At 48.3% G+C, this 3,407-nt stretch carries 2 protein-coding genes; both read right to left on the bottom strand.

Going from position 1 to position 3,407, the window contains the following annotated elements; genetic code table 11:
• Positions 1-2,959: beta strand repeat-containing protein (locus ACQUTD_RS21510; RefSeq protein WP_473277445.1), on the bottom strand; the 2,959-nt coding region annotated here is incomplete at its 3' end.
• Between the two features lie 267 nt (positions 2,960-3,226).
• Positions 3,227-3,407 (bottom strand): hypothetical protein (locus ACQUTD_RS21505; RefSeq protein ID WP_473277444.1); only part of this gene is annotated, 181 nt, incomplete at its 5' end.

Genomic DNA, 3,407 nt, shown 5'->3' with positions numbered 1-3,407 from the left:
ACTGAGAAGCGGTAAAGTTCACCACCCCGTCATCCTGGTTCCAGAAGAACGCCTTGCTGGCAGCGGCATTATCCGCAGATCTTACTACAGAGGTCATTCCCGAGCCGTTGACCGTACCGTCGTTAATAAAGTCAGCCGTTCCGCCCCAGATATTAAACGCCGCCGCATGACTGCTGGCGGTAAAATTCATTGTCGCGCCCTTGTCGTTTTTCACGGTGCTGTTGTCATTCATATGAACAGCATTTTTTATATTATCACCCGTCATTACGCCACCAGCGGCGTTTTCAAACACGCTGTTCTTTTTCATCTCCAGCATGCTGGCATTCGCTTTGTCGGATGCGCTACCGAGCGAAAACGCGCCGCTGTTGGTAATATGTGCAGTGTCCCCCAGAATCGCGCCGCCTGTAATAATACCGTCGCTTACTACCTTGCCGGAAGCATTTACCGCAATACTTTGAGTGATGGTACCGCTGTTATTCACGGTCCCGGTAACAGTAAGGGGCGCATTAACGATTGCCGCCACCTGGTTTTCAAGAGTGCCGTCCACAAATAGCCGGCCAGGACCATTCAGCGTGCCGGTATTACTTACCGTACTACCGGTTAGTATTACGCCACTTTTATCTAAGGTGATAGTGTCGCTCAGGATGGTACCGTCAGCATATTCAATGGATGTGAGTTTGTCGCTGTTATCAGCCGCCGCCGGTACACCTGCACTTTCATTAACATTAATCTCACCGCGGTTAATAATACGGTTATTCGCATCGCCGTCGGAATAAAAGGCAACCCCGTTTTTAGCGTTAATATTAATCACGCCGGTAGTATCGTTGATGGCGCTACCGCCCTCATATACCGCCATACCGACTAAGGGTTCGTCGCCGGTATAGTTTTCGTTCTGATTAAGGTTGATGGTGCCCTGATTAATGACGACGTTATTGAGACCTACTGCTGCCATACCGGCACCGGCGTTATTAACAGTAATGGTTCCACCCTCGTGGTTTACTGCGGTTCCGTTTTTGCCATGGGTATAGGTATTACCGGCCCCCATGCCAACGGCATAATCAATGGCTTTATCAGAGGGAACCCCTTGCGCATAAGTGGTGTCATCTCCTTCTGCCACCCATAATGCATCCGTGGTGATTTGCCCGTAGTTATCTGCCGTTGAATCCTGGGCATGTAATACTTCACCGCGGCCATACAATGTGAGTGAGCCATTATTAATGGCCTGTGCGCCCTTCTGAGCCGTCATAAGAACGATGGAGCCTACATCATCATTCGTCATTTGACCGCTTTCGATGTCGCCCGCAGGCAGGATGCTTCCTCGGTTAAGCAGATATCCGGTAATGCTACCCTCGTTACGTACAAGGGATCCTTTATTCATGGCCGTTGGCCCTACCACCACGGCGCCATCCGTTCCTGCGGAAACCATCGTTTTTTCGAGCGTAATTTCGCCTTCGTTAATAAAGGTTGACCCGTTTGCGACCTGAGCAAAACCAATATCGTTGATACTGATCGCCCCCTTATTGACCATGGTGCTGTTAGTATCGATATAGCCAAGATAATTATAATTATAAAGCAGGTATTTATTTATGCTGGTTATATCGGTTTCGAGCGTGGCATCTTCGCTAATTTCAAAGTAACCACCATCAGAAACACCAATAATGCTCTTGAACGGCTGACCAAAATCACCATTTATAGACGACTCACCATGCAGATACACGGATGAGTTTCCGCTCACGCTAATTACTTTAGAGGAACTGGGACCATTTCGCTTATTTCCGGTTTCATTATCAGCCGTCTGATTTATTTCCCCGGTCAGTTCGATACCACCCATGATATCTACACGGTTGCCCTCTCCGACGACCTCCAGGCCAAAAATAGGCTCCTGAGAACCATCATATTTTGCCCATTTGTGGCTATCTGCCATTTCGGTATCGAGCACCACCTGCATGTGCCCGTCCAGCACCACGGTATTATCATTACCTGCCACGTTAATGCCGGTAGATGGCTTAAAGAAATACTCTTTCGCGAGCGGTGATTTCTGATCTTTATCCACCACCATATCTCCGGTCAGGGTCACCGTGTTGGTGTTCCCGGTAATATTCACCCCGGTCGCGTCATAGCCTGTGATTTTCATCTCATCGGAGATAAGATTCACGTTATTGCTGTCCCCGGTAACATTGATGCCCGTGGAGAAATCTCCCACGATCATCTTACCGTTCTGATTGAGGGTATTGCTGTTACCACTGATTTGCGTTCCGGTGCCGCCATCAGTGACGCTGGTCGCGCCGGTATTATTAATGGTGTTCTCATTACCAGTGACAGCGAAACCGGTGCCGTCCGTAGTGGCCGTAATCCCACCTTCATTGTTAATCGTATTTTTATCACCCTTTACTTGCGTGCCGATACCGCTATCCGTGCCGGTGCTGTCGCCTTTGATAATGATAAGCTTGCCGTCAACGTCAATTTCTTCACCAACGTTGTCCGTGGCTGTACCAGTGCCGCCATTAATCACTAACGGCTCATCGCCACCGTCCTCGCCATCATCGCCGTTATCGTTATTGTCATCATTGCCATTGTCGCCGTTATCATTGTCGTCACCATTATCGTCGCCGCCGTTATCGCCGCCATCATTATCATCTCCGCCGTTATCGCCGCCATCATCGTTACCGCTGTCGCTGTTATCCGAACTTTCACCATCGTGATCGTTTTCAACCGCAATACCCACTGCCGCTACTACCGCCGCCATGCCACCGATAACCCAGTTTTTGGGATCTTCCATAAACGAAGGCTCTTGCAGACATTCAGCCGCTAACTGCGCTTTTTGCTCTTCCGTCAGCACACTCATATTCGCGGGGCAGAGGTTAGCGGTACGATCTTTTGCTAAGTGTTCGGTTTCGGCATAGCCATTGCCGCTTAACGCCAGGGCGATACAGATCGACAGGACTGATTTTCGTTGCATGATGAATGTTCCTTATTCAGCTGATATATATATTAACGACAGAAAGGTATGGCGGTGTCGCCAGATAAGATTGATTAAAAAAATTTGAGGGATTTTATAGAGGGTTACTATTTTTTGTTCAAGAGGATTATGATTCAAATCGTTGTAATAAAAGTCAACTGCTTGATATCAGGAGAGATATAAATACCGGGAGTGGCGACGACAAATTATAAGCCGGCAGAATATATAGACGATATTAATGTATTTTTTCATAAATCATTCTCTGAATTAATAAATTAACCCACACCAATAATTAAATACATTCATGTCTACAATAATAAAAAAACACCCCGCCGGGGCGGGGTGTTTTGAGGTTGGGTGATTGTTTTTTTGCCCGGCGGCGCTTCGCTTGCACGGGCCTACAGGTTGTGGCAGGCCGGGTAAGGCGCTGCCGCCACCCGGCAAACCG

This window comes from Enterobacter sp. K510, from assembly GCF_055804875.1.
Note: the sequence above shows the minus strand (reverse complement) of the source record. Positions and strands in the feature narration are given on the sequence as shown.